Here is a 17,665-nt window from a genome sequence, read left to right on the forward strand (position 1 = left end):
ACACGGACGGGGGCGGGGGCCTGCCCGCACCACCCGGCGGATCTGTTCCCGGACGCACGACGAGGCCCCGGCCTCCCCGGCCGGGACCTCGTCGTGATGGATGCGCTGCGGACCTAGCCGAGCGGGTGCATCCAGCCGTGGGTGTCGGCGGTGCGGCCGGTCTGGAGGTCCAGCAGCGCCTTGCGGAGCTTCATGGTGACCTCGCCGGGCTGCCCGTCGCCCTGGGTCCAGTTGGCGCGCTCGGACTTGACCGAGCCGACCGGGGTGATGACGGCGGCGGTGCCGCAGGCGAACACCTCGGTCAGGGTGCCGTTCTCGTTGTCGCGCTTCCAGTCCTCGGTGGAGATACGTCCCTCCTCGGCGGTGTAGCCGAGGTCGCGGGCGATGGTGAGGAGGGAGTCGCGGGTGATGCCCGGCAGGAGCGAACCGGTCAGCTCCGGGGTGACGATGCGCTGCGTTCCGTCCTCCTGGCCGTACACGAAGTACAGGTTCATGCCGCCCATCTCCTCGATCCAGCGGTGCTCGACGGCGTCGAGCCACACGACCTGGTCGCAGCCGTGCTCGGCGGCCTGGGCCTGCGCCACGAGGGAGGCCGCGTAGTTGCCGCCGGTCTTGGCCGCGCCCGTACCGCCCTTGACGGCACGGACGTACTCCTCGGAGAGCCAGACGGAGACGGGCTGGACGCCACCGGGGAAGTACGCACCGGCGGGCGAGGCGATGACCATGAAGAGGAACTCGTTGGCCGGGCGGACGCCCAGGCCGACCTCGGACGCGAACATGAACGGCCGCAGGTACAGCGAGGCCTCGCCGGAGGAGGGCACCCAGGCGGCGTCCTGCTTGATGAGCGCGTCGCAGGCCTCGATGAAGAGGTCGGCCGGCAGCTCCGGCATCGCCATGCGGCGGGCGGAGGCCTGGAAGCGCTCGGCGTTCGCCCGCGGGCGGAACGTGGCGACGGTGCCGTCGGGCTGGCGGTAGGCCTTGAGCCCCTCGAAGATCGTCTGCGCGTAGTGCAGGGTCATGTTCGCCGGGTCCATCGACAGCGGCGCGTACGGGACCAGTTCGGCGTCGTGCCAGCCGCGGCCCTCGGTCCACTTGATCGTCACCATGTGGTCGGTGAAGTGGCGGCCGAAGCCGGGGCTGGCCAGGATCGCCTCGCGCTCCGCATCGGACAGCGGGTTCGAGGAGGGCTTGAGCTCGATCGTGGGCGTCGTCATGAGTGCTTGTCCTTCACCGGTTGTGTATGGCGGACCGCGCTCACGGCGTACTAGGACGTCCGAGCTTCTCCGCATTCCGCGGTCTCGCGTTCGATTATCGCGCGCGAGGTGCCTTCGGAGAAGCGGGGTGAATGCGGCCCAGGGGAGATGGTGGCACCCGGGGCCGCACAGGAAAAGCCGCCGGGTGCGTCGTGCGCGCGACCCGGCGGCTTCCTGAGGTGGAGCTGCCGGGTCAGCCGGCTACTCGGGCGGCGAGCGCGTCGCCGATCTGGTCGGTGGTGCGGAAGGTTCCGTCGCGTTCCGCGAGGTCGGCGGTGACGGCGTCCTCGATGCGGACGGCCTGGGCCTCGTGGCCGAGGTGGCGCAGCAGGAGGGCGACGGACAGGACCGTTGCGGTCGGGTCGGCCTTGCCGGTGCCCGCGATGTCGGGGGCCGAGCCGTGGACGGGCTCGAACATGGACGGGAAGGCGCCGGTCGGGTTGATGTTCCCGGAGGCGGCGAGGCCGATCCCGCCGGTCACGGCGGCGGCCAGGTCGGTGAGGATGTCACCGAAGAGGTTGTCGGTGACGATGACGTCGAAGCGCTCGGGCTGCGTGACGAAGAAGATCGTCGCGGCGTCGACGTGCAGGTAGTCGGTGGTGACCTCGGGGTACTCCTGGCCGACCTTGTCGAAGATGTTCTTCCACAGGTGGCCCGCGTAGACGAGGACGTTGTTCTTGTGGACCAGCGTCAGCTTCTTGCGCGGGCGGGAGCTGGCCCGCTCGTACGCGTCGCGCACGACGCGCTCGACGCCGTACGCGGTGTTGACGCTGACCTCGGTGGCCACCTCGGCGGGGGTGCCGGTGCGCAGGCTGCCGCCGTTGCCGGTGTACGGGCCTTCGGTGCCCTCGCGGACCACGACGAAGTCGATCTCCGGACGGCCGGCGAGCGGGGTGGCCGTGTTCGGGAAGAGCTTCGACGGGCGCAGGTTGATGAAGTGGTCGAACGCGAAGCGGAGTTTGAGCAGCAGGCCGCGCTCCAGGACGCCCGACGGGACCGACGGGTCGCCGATGGCGCCCAGCAGGATCGCATCGTGGTGCTTGAGCGCCTCGAGCTCCTCGTCCGGGAGGGTCTCACCGGTGCGGTGCCAGCGCGTGGCGCCGAGGTCGTACTGCTTGGTCTCCAGCTTCACATCCTGGGGCAGGACCGCGGTAAGGACCTTCAGGCCCTGAGCCACGACTTCCTGGCCGATGCCATCACCGGGGATCACTGCGAGATTGATGCTGGTCGACATGTCGGAACCGTACTCCCTGTCCCAGCCCTCAGACATCTTGCGTCCACCATGTGGACGCAAGATGTCTGAGGCGCCGGGCCTCGCTCAGTGGCCGGTCGAGCCGCCGTTGTCACGGCGGTCGAGGGCGCGCTGCAGGGCGGCGGCCGCGTTCTTGCGGTCGGCGTCGGCCGTGGAGGAGTGGCGGACGCGGCGGGCTGCGGTGGATGCGGTCATGGTGATCGACTCCTTGAGATCACGGCGTGGCGAAGCCACGGATGAGGGGTTCCTTCAAGGCGCCGGAAGAGGCGGGGAGCTGTGCGCCGCAGGGGTTGCCTGCCAGGGGCGCGCGCTCTCGACCGCCATTCGCCGGATCGGCGAGACGTTCGGCTTCTACAAAGCTAGGGCAGGTCCCGCTGTATGTCTCCGCAATTACTCGGACTTCCTACTATCTGAGACGGGCAACTGCCCGGAAGGGCCCCTCCCGGGCATCCGGTTCAGCGCGTCTCGGAGCGAAGTTCCCTGATCAGAGCCCTGACGCCGAGAGTGGCGGCGGATTCCGGCGTGGTGACGTATCCCACGCGTCTCACCGGCCCCGAAGGGCCCAGTCCGGTGATGTCCACGGCGTCCGTGGCCTCGCGGAGCGAGAGCTCGGGCAGGATCGCCATGCCGAGCCCGCGCCCGACCATGGTCAGCACCATCCCGTCGTCCTCCGCCTTGACGGTCGCCCGCGGGATCCAGTCCTGGGCCCGCCACCAGTCGCGGGTGTACGAGCCGCAGTTCTCGTCCCAGTCCAGCAGGGGCAGCGTCTTCGGGTCGGGGTGTCCGGCCGGATGGACCAGGGCGTACGCCTCCTCCCGGAGCACCCCGGTCAGCAGGCCGGCCGCGCCGCCCTCCGCCGGTACGGGTCCGGTCCCGTTCAGCGTGGCGATGCCGAGGTCGGCACGTCCGGCGGCCACCTCCCCGGCCGTGCCGGCGCCGAGCTCGCGCACCACCCGGACCTCGGGGCGGATGCCGGGGTGGCGGGCCGTGAGCCGCTCCAGGGCCGGGGGCAGCAGGTGCAGGGCCGCGCTGCGGAACGCCGCGATGCGCAGCACCCCCTCCACCGCGTCCCGGCCGGCGCCGCGCGCCTCCGCGCCGAGGACCTCGTACATCCGCAGGATCCGGCGGGCGAGTCCGACGGCCCGCTCCCCCGCCGGGGTGGGGGAGGCTCCGGTGCGTCCCCGCTCGAAGAGCACCGCGCCGACCTTGGCCTCGCTGCCGCGTACGGAGTGCGAGACGGCCGACTGGGTGAGGCCGAGCCGGGCGGCCGCGGCGGAGAAGCCGCCGGTCTCGGCGACGGCGACCAGGACCCGGAGTTCATGCGGAGCGAGCTCGGCCACGGCGGCTCTCACCTCGTTCTATGAGCGGTGTTCATGGATGTGCGGCTTCCATGAGCGCAACCCTCTGCCCGGGCCGGTGATTCCTTCCTAACGTCCTCGCCATGACCACGAACCACACCGCTCACGCCGTCCACCTGATCGCCCGCCCCACCGGCATCCCCTCCCCGGCCGACTTCGCGTACGTCGAGACCCCGGTGCCCTCCCCCGCCCCGGGCACCACCCTGGTGCAGAACCTCCTGCTCTCGGTGGACCCGTACCACCGCGGGCTGATGGACGGCGGCGAGGGCGGCTTCGAGCTGAACACGCCGCTGGAGGGCCGCGCGGTGGGCCGGGTGCTCGCCTCCCGCGACCCGGGGCTGCGCGAGGGCGACCTGGTCTTCCACCGCGAGGGCTGGCGTACGCACGCCCTCGTCACGCTCGGCGTGGACGGTACCCGCAAGCTGCGCGGCCACCGGGGCGTCCCGCTGGAGGCGTACCTGAGCATCCTCGGCGGCACCGGGCTGACCGCGTACGCCGCGCTCACCCGGACCGCGGCCCTGCGCGAGGGCGAGGACCTCTTCGTCTCCGCCGCCGCGGGCGGGGTCGGCACCGCGACCGGCCGCATCGCGCGGCTGCTGGGCGCCCGCCGGATCATCGGCAGCGCGGGCTCGGCGGCGAAGGTCCGCCACCTCACCGAAGTGCTCGGCTTCGACGCGGCCTTCGACTACCACGACGGGCCGGTCGGGGAGCAGCTCGCGAAGGCCGCCCCCGGGGGCATCGACGTGTACGTGGACAACGTGGGCGGCGACCATCTGGCGGGCGCGATCGACGTGCTGCGCGAGTACGGGCGGATCGCCTGGGTCGGCGGGATCTCGATGTACAACGGGGACCGCTCGCCGGCCGCGCCGCGCAACCTCTTCGAGGTCGTCCACAAGTCGCTGCGCCTGGAAGGCGTATTGGTTCGAAACCACACCAATCTGCAGGACGAGCTGGAGGACTTCCTGGTCCCGCACCTGCAGAGCGGCCGCATCGGCACCGACACCACCGTTGTACAGGGAATCGATCACACGGTGGACGCCTTCCTGGGCATGCTCCGCGGGGACAATCTGGGCAAGATGCTCGTCCGTCTCGAGGGCTGAATCCAGCCAACCGGATGTTCACCGACTTCTTACCGCACGGATGTAGACCTTTGGCGCGGCGCCCGCCACTCTTGCCGTCAACGTGCCAGCGGGGCACTTGAGTTGGAGGCGAGTAGCCAGTGACACCGATCAGCCGCAGAGGTTTCGTGGGAATCGGCGCCGGGCTGATGGCCGGTGCCGCGCTGCCGGCGATCGCGCCGACGTCGGCGGCCGCGGCCGCCGCGAGCGGCACGATCAGCGACGTGAAGCACGTGGTGATCCTGATGCAGGAGAACCGCAGCTTCGACCACTACTTCGGCAGGCTGAAGGGCGTCCGCGGCTTCGGTGACCGCGCCGCCGGCAACATCCCGGGCGGCTGGGGCATGTTCAACCAGCCCAACTGGGGCGGCCGCCAGTACCCGTGGAAGCTCAGCGCCACCCCGCCGGCGGGCGGGGTGGACGGCGAGACCCTGGCCCAGTGCAACGGCGACCTCCCGCACAGCTGGACCTCGCAGCACGCCGCCTGGAACAAGGGCCGCATGGACAACTGGGTCACGGGCGTCGGCAACACCCGCACGCTCGGCTACCTGGACCGCGGCGACATACCGTTCCACTACGGGCTCGCCGACAACTACACGATCTGCGACGCGTACTTCTGCTCCACGCTGAGCGCGACCGGCCCGAACCGCACCTTCCTGTGGAGCGGCAAGGTCGACGCGGGCAGCAAGGACGGCGGCGACGAGTCCGGGCTGACCTGGGAGACGTACGCGGAGGCCCTGCAGCGCGCCGGCATGAGCTGGAAGGTCTACCAGAACGCCCAGGACAACTACGGGGACAACGGCCTCGCCTACTTCAAGAAGTTCACGGACGCGGCGCCCGGCAACCCGCTGTGGGACCGCGGCATGGGCTCCGTCCCGAAGGTCACCGGCTCCACCCCCGACGACATCGCGGCCGCCATACGCGCGGACGTCGTCGCCGGCACCCTGCCGCAGGTCTCCTGGGTCGTCGCGAACGAGGCCTTCTCGGAGCACCCGTACGCCCCGCCCGGCGACGGCGCGCACTTCGTGGACCTGGTCTACCGGGCGCTGGCCGCCAACCCCGAGGTCTTCGACTCCACCGTCCTCTTCCTGAACTACGACGAGAACGACGGCTTCTTCGACCACGTCCCGCCGCCGGTCGCCCCGCCCGGCACCCCGGGCGAGTACATCGACGGCACCCCGATCGGCCTCGGCTTCCGCGTGCCGATGCTGGTCATGTCCCCGTGGACGCGCGGCGGCTGGGTGAGCTCGGAGGTCTTCGACCACACCTCGGTGCTCCGCTTCATGGAGACCTGGACGGCCGCCCTCGGCACCCCGGCGACCTGCCCGAACATCAGCGCCTGGCGCCGCAAGGTGGTGGGCGACCTGACGGGCGTCTTCGACTTCGCGCACCCGGTGTACGGGGTGCCGTCCGGGCTGCCCTCGACGGCGAAGGTCATCGGCCAGTCGACCTGCGGCCCGCTTCCCAACCCGGCGCCGCAGGACAACGCGCTCCCGGCGCAGGAGGCCGGCACGCGCCCCGCGCGGGCCCTTCCGTACCAGGTGAACGGCAATCTGGACCGCTTCGAGTTCGGGGCGGCCGGCAAGATCCTGGCCTGGTTCTCGATGACCAACCAGGGCGCGCAGGCGAAGCGGCCGGCGCACTTCTCGATCCACCCGCACCAGTACCGGGACACCGCGGCCTGGCAGTACACGGTCGACCCGGGCGCGACGTCGACGGACTACTTCAACATCGGGCTCGGCAGCGGCTCCGGCAAGTACGACATCTCGATGTACGGTCCGAACCGGTTCCTGCGCCGGTTCATCGGCGACGCGTCGAAGGCGGGCAAGGCGATCGAGGTGGCGTGCCGCTTCGCGGTGGAGCCGGGCACGGGCAAGACGGCGGTCTACTTCAAGATGACGAACACGTCGGCCGCGCCGGTCACCTTCACGATCCGCTCGAACGCCTACCGCTCGGACGGCCCGTGGACGTACGCCGTCCCGGCGAACTCCTCGCGCGAGGACTACTTCAACGCGGTCGCCTACAACGACGGCTGGTACGACTTCACGATCCTTGCGGACAACGACGGCACCTGGTCGCGCCGCTACACGGGCCACATCGAGACGGGGGCGCCGAGCATCTCGGGCTGACGGCATCCCGGGCTGACAGCGTCCCCGGCTGACGGCCTACAGCACGTCCCCGTCACGCCAGTCGAAGTCGAGCCGCCCGGCGGGATCCCCCCACACCCCGCCGGGCGGCAGCCATACGTACGTGGACCCCTCCTCCTCGGCGAGCCGCACCGGCCCGGCGGGTGACAGCGCCCCGATCTGCCCGCCCCACACGGCCCACCCCCGTCCCGCGTACAGCCGGGCCCCGTCGTCGGAGGCCGACAGGGCCCCGAGTACGTAGGCCCGCTCGATGACGCCCTCGAGCCCGGCCATCACCTGCCCGCCGAGACCGCGCCGGCGCCGGTCCGCCCGTACGGCCACGGCCTCGACGTATCCGGTCCGCAGGGCCCGTCCCCGGTGCAGTACGCGCCGCTGCACCACGCTCCCGTGCGCGACGAGCTCCCCGCCCTCGCGCACGAGCACGTGCATGCCGCCGAGCGCGTGCTCGAAGTCCTCGTCGCCGAAGTCCCCGTCGAAGGCACTGCCGAGCAGGGCGCGCACCTCGCCGAGGACGTCCGCCCCGAGCTGGGAGGTGTGGGCGAGGTGGGTGCGGGTGTCGCTCATGCCCCCCAGTCTGCCGCGCGGCCACGCGCCCGCGGGGTGCCCCCGACCGGACAACGGCACAACTGGAACCGCCCCCGTTCCGGACTTGGGGGTACCGGAACGGGGGCGGGGTTCAGCGGGGCAGGATCAGCCCATGTGCGGGTACGCGTAGTCCGTCGGCGCGACCAGGGTCTCCTTGATGGAGCGCGTCGAGGTCCAGCGCATCAGGTTCGACGCGGCGCCCGCCTTGTCGTTCGTACCCGAGGCGCGGCCGCCGCCGAAGGGCTGCTGGCCGACGACGGCGCCGGTCGACTTGTCGTTGATGTAGAAGTTGCCCGCCGCGAAGCGGAGCTTCTCCATCGCGTCCGCGGCCGCGTAGCGGTCGGCGGCGATGATCGAGCCGGTCAGCGCGTACGCCGAGACGGACTCCATCTGGGCCAGCATCGCGTCGAAGTCGGCGTCCTCGTAGACGTGGACCGCCAGGATCGGGCCGAAGTACTCGGTCGTGAAGACCTCGTTCTCCGGGTCGGTGCACGCGATGACGGTCGGGCGGACGAAGTAGCCCTCCGAGTCGTCGTACGTGCCACCGGCGATGATCTCGCAGGTCGGGTCGGCCTTGGCCCGGTCGATCGCCGCCTTGTTCTTCGCGAACGAACGCTCGTCGATGACAGCGCCGATGAAGTTGGTCAGGTCGCGGACGTCACCCATGGTGATGCCGTCGACCTCGGCCGCGAAGGCCTCCTTGAAGCCGTCGTTCCAGATCGAGGCCGGGACGTAGGCGCGCGAGGACGCCGAGCACTTCTGGCCCTGGAACTCGAAGGAACCGCGGGTCAGGGCGGTCTTCAGGACGGCGCGGTCCGCGGACGGGTGCGCGACGACGAAGTCCTTGCCGCCGGTCTCACCGACGAGGCGCGGGTAGGACTTGTACTTCTCGATGTTGTTGCCGACCGTCTTCCACAGGTACTGGAAGGTCTTGGTCGAACCCGTGAAGTGGATGCCGGCCAGCTCGGGGTGGTTCAGGGCCACCTCGGACACGGCGATGCCGTCGCCCGTCACCAGGTTGATGACGCCCTTCGGCAGGCCGGCCTCCTCCAGGAGCTCCATGAGGAGGACCGCGGAGTGGGTCTGCGTCGGGGACGGCTTCCAGACGACCACGTTGCCCATCAGGGCGGGGGCGGTCGGCAGGTTGCCGGCGATGGCCGTGAAGTTGAACGGCGTGATCGCGTAGACGAAGCCCTCGAGCGGGCGGTGGTCGCTGCGGTTCCACACGCCGGCGGAGTTCGCGACCGGCTGCTCGGCCAGGATCTGGCGGGCGAAGTGGACGTTGAAGCGCCAGAAGTCGACGAGCTCGCACGGGGTGTCGATCTCGGCCTGCTGCGCGGTCTTCGACTGGCCCAGCATGGTGGAGGCGGCCAGCTTCTCGCGCCACGGGCCGGACAGCAGCTCGGCGGCGCGCAGGATGATCGCGGCGCGGTCGTCGAAGGACATCGAGCGCCAGGCCGGGGCGGCGGCCAGGGCGGCGTCGACGGCCTCCTGGGCGTCGGCCTCGGTGGCGTTGGCGTAGGTGCCGAGCACGGACTTGTGGTCGTGCGGCTGGACCACGTCGAAGCGCTCGCCCCCGCCCATGCGCTTGACGCCGTTGATCGTCATCGGCAGGTCGATCGGGTTCTCGGACAGCAGCTTGAGCTGCGTTTCGAGACGCGCGCGCTCCGGGGTGCCGGGGGCGTACGAGTGGACCGGCTCGTTGACCGGCGCGGGGACCTGGGTCACAGCATCCATGGGACTGGTAACTCCTTGACCTGGTTCTTGGCTAGTTCTTGGTGATCATCGAGCGGAGGAAGAACAGGAGGTTGGCCGGCTTCTCGGCGAGGCGCCGCATGAAGTAGCCGTACCAGTCCGTCCCGTACGCGGTGTAGACGCGCATGCGGTGGCCCTCGGCGGCGAGCCGCAGGTGCTCCTCGCTGCGGATGCCGTACAGCATCTGGAACTCGTACTCGTCCAGCTTGCGCCCGGCCTTGCGGGCGAGCTCCTGCGCGATGGCGATGAGGCGCGGATCGTGCGACCCGATCATCGGGTAGCCCTCGCCCTCCATCAGCGTCTTCAGGATGCGGACGTACGCCTTGTCGATCTCGGCCTTGTCCTGGTACGCGACCTCGGCGGGCTCCTTGTACGCGCCCTTGACGATCCGGACGCGGCTGCCCGCGGCTGCCAGGCGGCGGGCGTCGGCCTCGGTGCGGAAGAGGTACGCCTGGATCACGCAGCCGGTCTGCGGGAAGTCCCGGCGCAGCTCCTCGTGGATGGCGAACATCGAGTCGAGGGTGGTGTGGTCCTCGGCGTCCAGCGTGACGGTGGTGCCGATGGCGGCGGCGGCCTCGACGACCGGGCGGACGTTGGCGAGCGCGAGCTCGTGGCCGCCCTCCAGCGCCTGGCCGAACATCGACAGCTTGACCGACATCTCGGCCTTCTCGCCGAGGCCCAGGCCTGCCAGGTGCTCGATGAGCTCGAGGTAGGCGTCACGCGCGGCGTAGGACTGCTCCACGGTGGTGATGTCCTCGCCCACCACGTCGAGCGTGAGCTCCAGGCCCTTCTCCGTGAGGTCCACGACGATCGGGATGACCTGGTCGACCGTCTCGCCGGGGATGAACCGGTTCACCACGGGCTTGGTCACCGGGGCGGCAGAGACGATTCGGCGCATCTTGTCGCTGCGCGAAGCGGCGAGGATCGCGGGACCCAGCACGGGGCACCTCCAACAGGTGGCAGAGACAGGCATACGGTCCGCGCGGGGGTGGGCGGGGGCCGTAAGGAAAACGCAAGTAAAACCACCGTGAAACCTAAGGATCGCTTTGATCCTCTGCCATCGACAGCTGTCACGCATCCGTGTCCCCGATCTCATACATCTGTCTGAAGACCGGGTTTCCGGGTGGGAGAATGTCCGGGTGAAGGGCGATTACCAGGACCTGGTGGATGAGATCTCGGCGCTTCTCGGCGCCCCGGCGACCCTGGAGAACCGGGACTTCCGCCTCATCGCCTTCGGCGCGCACGACAGCGACGACGATCTCGCGATGGACCCGGTCCGCACCCGCTCGATCCTGACCCGCCAGTCGACGGCGGCCGTACGGGCCTGGTTCGAGGGCTTCGGCATCGCGCGGGCCACCGGACCGGTACGGATCCCGGCGGCGCCCGACGCAGGGGTCTTCCGGGGGCGGATCTGCCTGCCGGTGCGGTACCGCGGGATCGTGCAGGGCTACGTATGGCTCCTCGATCAGGAGCCGGGCCCCGGGCCGGACGTCCTGGCGGAGGCCATGGAGGTGGCCGAGCGGATCGGGATCCTGCTCGCCGAGGAGGCGAAGGCGGGGGCCGACCTGTCCCGGGAGTTCCGGGCGGTGCTCACGGCCGGCCGGGGGTGGCAGCAGGACATGGCGGTGGCCGCGCTCCGGGTGGCGCTCGGTCCGGGGGCGGACGGGCTGCACGCGGTGGTGTGCGTGACGCCGTGGGCCGGTGAGGCCCCGGCGGCGGTACCGGGCACGGCGGCGGTGTGCACGGTCGCCCTGCCCGGGCGGCAGGCGCTCGCCGTACTGGTCAGGCTCCGCTCGGCGGAAGTGCTCGTCCCCGCCTTCGGCGTCGCGACGCGGCTGCTGGCGGGCGGCGCGGCGACCGCCGGGATCGCGGAACCCCGCCGGGAGCTGACCGCGCTGCCCGACGCCTGGGCGGAGGCCTCGGCGGCGGCGCAGGCGGCCGCGGCCCAGCCCCGGTTCGGCCCGGTGGCCCAGTGGTCGGCGATCGGCCCGTACCGGATGCTGGCGGCGCTCGCGGCCGCCGACCGGGAGGGCGACCCGGCGACCCGGGTCCTGCTCGGCCCCGCGCACCGGGAACTCGCCCGGACCGCCGAGCTGTTCCTCGACTGCGCGGGCCAGGCGGGCCGCGCGGCGGCGGCCCTGGGCATCCACCGCCAGACCCTGTACTACCGGCTGGCCAGGGTGGAGCAGCTGACCGGCCTGGACCTGGCCGAGGGCGAGGACCGCCTGCTGCTCCACATGGCCCTCAAGGCGGCCCGCCTGCACGGCTGATCGCAGCTCCGCGAGGTCACCGCCGGGGGCCTTTGGCACGCCCTCCGGGCCGAGGGCCCGACCGCGGCTCAGGCCGGGCCGTTCTCGCCCTTGCCCTTCCCCATCATCTCCGCGGTGCGCCGCATGCCCTCCGTCAACTCCTCGGCGGTGACCGCGCCTTCCGGGTTGAACAGCCACTGCGCCATCACTCCGGTCAGCAGGGCCTCGTACAGCCCGCCGAGCGTCCGCTCGTCCCGCTCGTCGAGGTCCTCCTCGGGGATGCCGGTGATCATCGCGATCAGCCCCCGGCGGCCCTCGCCCTGCGAGGCCGCCAGCATCGCCCGCAGCTCCGGCAGCCGGTCACGGCTGAGCGCGACCTCCATACTGGCCGCCCACATCGGAGCCGACTCCTCCTGACGGCCGATCACGCCGTCCCACACGGAGCGGAAGCGTTCCAGCGAGCCTCCTTCGCCGGTCACCTCCGGCGAGAAGGAGTCGCCCCACTCCTGCGCGAGTTCGACGTAAGCCTGCGTCAGCAGGGCGTCCTTCGAGCCGTAGTGGTAGCCGATCGACGCCAGGTTCGCCCCGGAGGCGTTGACGATGTCGCGTGCGGTCGTCCGCACGAAACCCTTCTCGACCAGGCACTTCTTGGCGCCTTCGAGCAGATCTTCACGGTGTCCCATGCCCTCACCGTATCAAGACAACCGTCACAGACAACAGTTCTATACGCTCGTACTAGACAAGCGTTTATGACGCTTGTACATTGCTGCTCATGACGAACTCCGCAGCACGTCTCGCCGGCCGCCGGGAATGGACCGCCTTCACCGTCCTCCTGCTGCCCCTGCTCCTGGTCTCGATGGACGTCTCCGTCCTCTACTTCGCCATCCCGGCCATCACCCGGGAGCTCGACCCGAGCGCCACCCAGCAGCTCTGGATCTTCGACAGCTACGCCTTCGCCCTCGCGGGGCTGCTCATCACCATGGGTTCGCTCGGGGACCGGATCGGCCGCCGCAAGCTGCTTCTGATGGGGGCGACCGCCTTCGGGCTCGCCTCCGTCGGCGCCGCCTACGCCACCAGTGCCGAGATGCTGATCGCGGCCCGCGTCCTGCTCGGCATCGGCGGCGCGACCCTGATGCCCTCCACGCTGGCGCTCGTACGCAACCTGTTCCAGGACGCCAGGCAGCGCGGCCAGGCCATCGCCATCTGGTCCGGGGCCATGACCGGCGGGATCGCCCTCGGCTCGGTGCTGAGCGGCGTGATGCTGAACCACTTCTGGTGGGGTTCGGTCTTCCTGATCAACGTGCCCGCGATGCTGCTCCTGCTGGTCCTCGTCCCGGTGCTGGTCCCCGAGTTCAAGGACCCGGCCCCCGGCCGCTTCGACCTGCTGAGCGTCCCGCTGTCGACGGCCGCCGTGCTCCCGGTCGTGTACGGCCTCAAGGAGATCGCCGCCGAGGGCCTCGAACCGCTCTACGCGCTCTCCGTCGCCGTGGGCCTGGCCTTCGGGTTCGTCTTCGTCCGCCGCCAGCGCAGCCGTGACGACGCCATGGTCGCCCGGGCCCTCTTCCGGGGCCGCGGGTTCGGTGCGGGGATCGCCCTCAACACCATCGCCGCCTTCGCGATGATGGGCTCGGCCTACTTCACCACCCAGTACCTGCAGTCGGTGCTCGGCATGGGCACGCTGGAAGCCGCCCTGTGGAGCCTCGCGCCTTCGCTCGTCATCGGCGCCGCCGCCCCCGTCAGCGCCGCCCTGGCCCAGAAGACCGACCGGGCGTACGTCATCGCCGGCGGCTTCGTCCTCGCCGCCGGCGGGTTCGGCCTGATCAGCCTGGTCGGCAGCGACTCGCTGTGGCTGCTGCTGACCGGCGCCGGCGTGCTGGCCTCCGGCCTCGTCACCGTGATGTCCCTGGTCTCCGACATGGCCCTCGCCTCGGCTCCCGCCGAGAAGGCCGGGTCCGCCGCCTCCCTGCTGGAGACCGGGTCGGAGTTCGGCGGGGCGCTGGGCATGGCGGTCCTCGGCAGCCTCGGCACCGCCGTCTACCGCTCCGATCTGCCGGGTGCGGAGCCTGCCGTACGGGAGACCCTGGGCGGCGCCGTGGCCACCGCCCACCGGCTCGGCGGGGCTGCCGGCGAGCAGGTGCTGACCCTGGCCCGCGAGGCCTTCGTCCACGGCATGCAGTACGCGGCCTGGGGCGGTGCGGCCCTGCTGCTCGCGGGCGGCGTCCTCGCGGTGGCCCTGACGCGGGGGCTCGGCGCCCCGGCCCCGGCCGGGCAGCCCGCCGAGGGGCCCGCCGAGCAGCCCGCGCCCCTCGCCGGCTGAGCCCCGTACGGCCGGATGACGGAGCAGCGGCGGAGCACGGCGAAGGGCCCGGGGAACTCCCCGGGCCCTTCGTCCGTTGCTTGCGCGGCTACCGGCGGCAGCCGCCCGCTACGGGGTTCAGTCGAGGCTGACCGTACGCGCCGAGACGGCGCCGATCTCGGCGGCGATCTCCGCGAGGACGTTCACCGGGACCTCCGCGTCGACCGTGAGGACGCCGAGCGCCTCGCCGCCCTCCTCGGCGCGGGCGACCTGCATGCCCGCGATGTTCAGGCCGGCCTCGCCGAGGATGCGGCCGACGGTGCCGACCACGCCCGGGCGGTCGGTGTAGCGCAGCACGAGCATCTGGTCGGCGAGCGCCAGGTCCACGTCGTACTCGCCGATGCCGACGATCTTCTGCAGGTGCTTCGGGCCGGCGAGGGTGCCGGAGACCGAGACCTCCTGGCCGTCCGACAGGGTGCCGCGCACGGTCACCACGTTGCGGTGGTCCGGGGACTCCGAGCTGGTCGTCAGGCGGACCTCGACGCCGCGCTCCTGGGCGAACAGCGGGGCGTTGACGTAGGAGACCGTCTCGTCGACGACGTCCTCGAAGACACCCTTGAGGGCGGAGAGTTCCAGCACCTTGACGTCGTGCTGGGTGATCTCGCCGCACACCTCGACGTCGAGGCGGACCGCGACCTCGCCCGCGAGGGCGGTGAAGATGCGGCCGAGCTTCTCGGCGAGCGGCAGTCCCGGACGGACGTCCTCGGCGATGACGCCGCCCTGGACGTTGACCGCGTCCGGTACGAGCTCACCGGCCAGCGCGAGGCGCACCGACTTGGCGACCGCGATACCGGCCTTCTCCTGGGCCTCGTCCGTGGACGCGCCGAGGTGCGGGGTGCAGACGACCTGGTCGAGCTCGAAGAGCGGGGAGTCCGTGCAGGGCTCCTTCGCGTACACGTCGAGGCCGGCGCCGGCGACGCGGCCCTCCTTGAGGGCCGAGTACAGCGCGGCCTCGTCGACGATCCCGCCGCGCGCGGCGTTGACGATGCGGACGGAGGGCTTGACCTTGTGCAGGGCCTCGTCCCCGATGAGACCGAGGGTCTCGGGGGTCTTGGGCAGGTGCACGGTGATGAAGTCGGCGACCTCGAGGAGCTCGTCCAGCGTCAGCATCTTGACGCCCATCTGGGCGGCGCGCGCGGGCTGTACGTAGGGGTCGTACGCGACGATCTTCATGCCGAAGGCCGACATGCGCTGGGCGACCAGGACGCCGATGCGGCCGAGGCCGACGACACCGAGGGTCTTCTCGCTGAGCTCGACGCCCGTGTACTTGTTCCGCTTCCACTCGCCGTTCTTCAGGGCGGTGTTGGCCTGCGGGATGTTGCGGGCCGTGGCGACGAGCAGGCCGCAGGCGAGCTCGGCGGCGGTCACGATGTTGGAGGTCGGGGCGTTCACGACCATCACGCCGGCCTTGGTGGCCGAGGAGACGTCGACGTTGTCGAGGCCGACACCGGCGCGGGCGACGACCTTCAGCTTCCTGGCGGCGGCGATGGCCTCCGCGTCGACCTTGGTCGCGGAGCGCACGAGGATGGCGTCGACGTCCACGATCGCGGGGAGCAGCTCCGCGCGGTCGGCTCCGTTGACGTGCCGGATCTCGAAGTCCGGGCCGAGCGCGTCCACCGTGGCGGGCGACAGCTCTTCGGCGATGAGTACGACAGGTTTCGAGCTCACGTGGGTCCTCACAAGTCCAGTGCGGACGGCCGTCCCGACGGCCGCAGGCGGTGGAGGGGGTAGCCGCGTGGAAGACGCACGACACTGTGGGCCTGACGCGTTGTGTTGAGCAGTGTAGTGGCGGATGGTGGCCGGAATTCCGCCTGTACGGAAGGATCACCCGTCCGGGGTTGGCCGGGGTGGACAACCCTGCGCCGGAGAAGGTCCGCATTCCGCCGAACCGGTGGTGCGCCGCGGGGCCGGGGCGGTGCGCGCCCCGGCCCCCGCGGCTGCGACATCAGCTCTCGTCGCTGTCGACCCAGCTCATCAGCTTGCGCAGCTTCTTGCCGGTGGTCTCGAGCAGGTGGGCCTCGTCGGCCTTCTTGTACTCGTTGTACTTGGGCAGGCCGGCCTTGTACTCGGCCATCCAGGTGTTGGCGAACTCGCCGCTCTGGATCTCGGCGAGGACCTTCTTCATCTCGGCCTTGGTGGCGTCGGTGATGATGCGGGGGCCGGTGATGTAGTCGCCCCACTCGGCGGTCTCGGAGACCGACCAGCGCATCTTCTCCAGGCCGCCCTCGTACATGAGGTCCACGATGAGCTTCAGCTCGTGCAGGCACTCGAAGTACGCGATCTCCGGCTGGTAGCCGGCCTCGGTCAGGGTCTCGAAACCGGCCTTGACCAGGGCGGAGGCGCCACCGCAGAGGACGGCCTGCTCACCGAACAGGTCGGTCTCGGTCTCCTCGGTGAAGGTGGTCTTGATGACGCCGGCGCGGGTGCCGCCGATGCCGGCCGCGTAGGAGAGCGCGAGGGCGAAGGCACTGCCGGAGAAGTCCTGCTCGACGGCGGCGATGCAGGGCACGCCGCGGCCTTCCTCGTACTGGCGGCGGACCAGGTGGCCCGGGCCCTTCGGGGCGACCAGGGCGACGTCCACGTTGGCCGGGGGCTTGATGAAGCCGTAGCGGACGTTGAAGCCGTGGCCGAAGAAGAGCGCGTCGCCCTCCTCGAGGTGCTCCTTGATGGACTCCTCGTAGATCTCGGCCTGCAGCGGGTCCGGGGTCAGGATCATGATGACGTTGGCCCACGCGGCGGCCTCCGACACGGAGACGACCTTCAGACCCTGCTCCTCGGCCTTGGCCTTGGACTTCGAGCCCTCCTTCAGGCCGACGACGACGTCGACGCCGGAGTCACGCAGCGACAGCGCGTGGGCGTGGCCCTGGCTGCCGTAGCCGATGACCGCGACCTTGCGGCCCTGGATGATGGACAGGTCGGCGTCGTTCTCGTAGAACAGCTCGGCCACTGGGATATCTCCTTGGTGCGCTGGTGTTGCTCCCACCGTACGGCGGGGAACGGGGAGGAAGTTTCCTGGTCTCGCGATGCGAGAGGCAACGCGACGTCAGGGTGTTGCTCAGGCGCTGCGGTCGAGCGCGCGCAGGCTGCGGTCCGTGATGGACCGGCCGCCGCGCCCTATGGCGATCGTGCCGGACTGCACGAGCTCCTTGATGCCGAACGGCTCCAGCATCTTGAGCATGGCGCCGAGCTTGTCGGTACCGCCGGTGGCCTCGATGGTGACGGCCTCCGGGGAGACGTCGACCGTCTTGGCGCGGAACAGCTGGACGATCTCGATGATCTGGGACCGGGTCTCGTTGTCGGCCCGGACCTTCACCAGAACGAGTTCGCGTTCGATGGCGTTGTGCGGCTCCAGCTCGACGATCTTGAGCACGTTGACCAGCTTGTTCAGCTGTTTGGTCACCTGCTCCAGCGGGAGGTCCTCGACGTTCACGACGATGGTGATGCGCGAGATGTCGGGGTGCTCGGTGACGCCGACCGCGAGGGAGTCGATGTTGAACCCGCGGCGGGAGAACAGCGCGGCGATCCGGGCGAGGATGCCGGGCGTGTTCTCGACCAGGACGGAGAGCGTGTGCTTGGACATGTGAGTCGTTCT

The 17,665-nt window shown here is 70.8% G+C and carries 15 protein-coding genes; 4 read left to right on the plus strand and 11 right to left on the minus strand.

Annotation, left to right across the window (positions count from 1 at the left end; all coding sequences use genetic code 11):
- Nucleotides 1-113: 113 nt before the first annotated feature.
- The 4 genes from AB5J51_RS13540 to AB5J51_RS13555 form a co-directional block, all read right to left on the minus strand.
- Nucleotides 114-1,214 (minus strand): branched-chain amino acid aminotransferase, encoded by a 1,101-nt coding sequence (locus AB5J51_RS13540; protein WP_136227422.1) that lies wholly within the window; start codon nt 1,212-1,214, stop codon nt 114-116.
- A 232-nt stretch (nt 1,215-1,446) separates the two neighbouring features.
- Nucleotides 1,447-2,487, minus strand: a complete 1,041-nt coding sequence (locus AB5J51_RS13545) for a 3-isopropylmalate dehydrogenase (RefSeq protein ID WP_133896794.1) — start codon at nt 2,485-2,487, stop codon at nt 1,447-1,449.
- 84 nt (nt 2,488-2,571) lie between these two features.
- The gene (locus AB5J51_RS13550) at nt 2,572-2,700 is read right to left on the minus strand and encodes a hypothetical protein (RefSeq protein ID WP_266625109.1); all 129 of its coding nucleotides are present in this window, start codon (nt 2,698-2,700) and stop codon (nt 2,572-2,574) included.
- A 260-nt stretch (nt 2,701-2,960) separates the two neighbouring features.
- A complete protein-coding gene (locus tag AB5J51_RS13555; protein ID WP_369777786.1) occupies nt 2,961-3,845 on the minus strand; it encodes a LysR family transcriptional regulator in 885 nt (294 codons plus the stop codon).
- Nucleotides 3,846-3,946: 101 nt separating this feature from the next.
- Here AB5J51_RS13555 and AB5J51_RS13560 point away from each other — a divergent pair, with 101 nt between their 5' ends.
- Nucleotides 3,947-4,963, plus strand: coding sequence for an NADP-dependent oxidoreductase (locus tag AB5J51_RS13560; RefSeq protein WP_369777787.1), 1,017 nt, complete (start codon nt 3,947-3,949; stop codon nt 4,961-4,963).
- A gap of 119 nt (nt 4,964-5,082) precedes the next feature.
- The gene (locus AB5J51_RS13565) at nt 5,083-7,110 is read left to right on the plus strand and encodes a phosphocholine-specific phospholipase C (RefSeq protein WP_369777788.1); all 2,028 of its coding nucleotides are present in this window, start codon (nt 5,083-5,085) and stop codon (nt 7,108-7,110) included.
- Between the two features lie 36 nt (nt 7,111-7,146).
- On the opposite strand, the gene AB5J51_RS13570 is transcribed toward AB5J51_RS13565, so the two are convergent.
- The 3 genes from AB5J51_RS13570 to AB5J51_RS13580 all read right to left on the minus strand — a co-directional run bounded on the left by AB5J51_RS13570 (nt 7,147) and on the right by AB5J51_RS13580 (nt 10,408).
- Nucleotides 7,147-7,692 carry a GNAT family N-acetyltransferase gene (locus tag AB5J51_RS13570; RefSeq protein ID WP_369777789.1) on the minus strand — a complete coding sequence of 182 codons (546 nt, stop codon included), beginning with the start codon at nt 7,690-7,692 and terminating at the stop codon, nt 7,147-7,149.
- 126 nt (nt 7,693-7,818) lie between these two features.
- Nucleotides 7,819-9,450 (minus strand): L-glutamate gamma-semialdehyde dehydrogenase, encoded by a 1,632-nt coding sequence (pruA, locus tag AB5J51_RS13575; protein WP_053789034.1) that lies wholly within the window; start codon nt 9,448-9,450, stop codon nt 7,819-7,821.
- Between the two features lie 31 nt (nt 9,451-9,481).
- Nucleotides 9,482-10,408, minus strand: a complete 927-nt coding sequence (locus AB5J51_RS13580) for a proline dehydrogenase family protein (protein WP_030295023.1) — start codon at nt 10,406-10,408, stop codon at nt 9,482-9,484.
- 199 nt (nt 10,409-10,607) lie between these two features.
- Here AB5J51_RS13580 and AB5J51_RS13585 point away from each other — a divergent pair, with 199 nt between their 5' ends.
- Nucleotides 10,608-11,738 carry a helix-turn-helix domain-containing protein gene (locus AB5J51_RS13585; RefSeq protein ID WP_053789035.1) on the plus strand — a complete coding sequence of 377 codons (1,131 nt, stop codon included), beginning with the start codon at nt 10,608-10,610 and terminating at the stop codon, nt 11,736-11,738.
- Between the two features lie 68 nt (nt 11,739-11,806).
- On the opposite strand, the gene AB5J51_RS13590 is transcribed toward AB5J51_RS13585, so the two are convergent.
- Nucleotides 11,807-12,400: a TetR/AcrR family transcriptional regulator gene (locus tag AB5J51_RS13590; RefSeq protein ID WP_053789036.1), complete on the minus strand. Its 594-nt coding sequence runs from the start codon at nt 12,398-12,400 to the stop codon at nt 11,807-11,809.
- An 89-nt stretch (nt 12,401-12,489) separates the two neighbouring features.
- Between AB5J51_RS13590 and AB5J51_RS13595 the strand changes: the two genes are divergently transcribed.
- Nucleotides 12,490-14,034: an MFS transporter gene (locus AB5J51_RS13595; RefSeq protein WP_136226181.1), complete on the plus strand. Its 1,545-nt coding sequence runs from the start codon at nt 12,490-12,492 to the stop codon at nt 14,032-14,034.
- Nucleotides 14,035-14,151: 117 nt separating this feature from the next.
- On the opposite strand, the gene serA is transcribed toward AB5J51_RS13595, so the two are convergent.
- From serA to ilvN, 3 genes are all read right to left on the minus strand, one after another.
- Nucleotides 14,152-15,741, minus strand: a complete 1,590-nt coding sequence (gene serA / locus AB5J51_RS13600) for a phosphoglycerate dehydrogenase (protein WP_053789038.1) — start codon at nt 15,739-15,741, stop codon at nt 14,152-14,154.
- Between the two features lie 277 nt (nt 15,742-16,018).
- Complete coding sequence (gene ilvC / locus AB5J51_RS13605; RefSeq protein ID WP_030295036.1) at nt 16,019-17,020, minus strand: ketol-acid reductoisomerase; 1,002 nt, start codon at nt 17,018-17,020, stop codon at nt 16,019-16,021.
- A 108-nt stretch (nt 17,021-17,128) separates the two neighbouring features.
- Nucleotides 17,129-17,653 carry an acetolactate synthase small subunit gene (gene ilvN / locus AB5J51_RS13610; RefSeq protein WP_053789039.1) on the minus strand — a complete coding sequence of 175 codons (525 nt, stop codon included), beginning with the start codon at nt 17,651-17,653 and terminating at the stop codon, nt 17,129-17,131.
- Nucleotides 17,654-17,665 lie beyond the last annotated feature (12 nt).

The sequence above is a fragment of the Streptomyces sp. R33 genome, from assembly GCF_041200175.1.
GTDB lineage: Bacteria > Actinomycetota > Actinomycetes > Streptomycetales > Streptomycetaceae > Streptomyces > Streptomyces katrae_B.